Below are 260 nucleotides of genomic sequence, written 5' to 3' on the forward strand. Positions count from 1 at the left end.
CTCGATGCCGACCGCCTCGCCGAGCCGCGCCCACGCCTCGATGCCGCCTTCGCTCTCGCCGTGCCCGTCGTGGTCGAGAATCCGCTCGACCCACAGGCGGCGCGTCTCGCGGTCGGGGCAGTTCGACAGGATCGCCGCGTCCTTCAGCGGAATGCTGATCTGATAGTAGAAGCGGTTCGCGACCCAGCCGCGAATCTGCTCGCGCGAGCATTCGCCGGCATTCATCCGCCGGTTGAACGGATGATGGATGTGATAGCGCG

At 66.9% G+C, this 260-nt stretch carries 1 pseudogene; it reads right to left on the reverse strand.

Going from position 1 to position 260, the window contains the following annotated elements:
• Nucleotides 1-260 (reverse strand): annotated as a pseudogene (locus tag SB816_RS32850) (pyrroloquinoline quinone biosynthesis protein C); the annotation flags it as partial.

This window comes from Achromobacter sp. SIMBA_011 (genome assembly GCF_046535435.1).
Taxonomy (GTDB): domain Bacteria; phylum Pseudomonadota; class Gammaproteobacteria; order Burkholderiales; family Burkholderiaceae_B; genus Achromobacter; species Achromobacter dolens.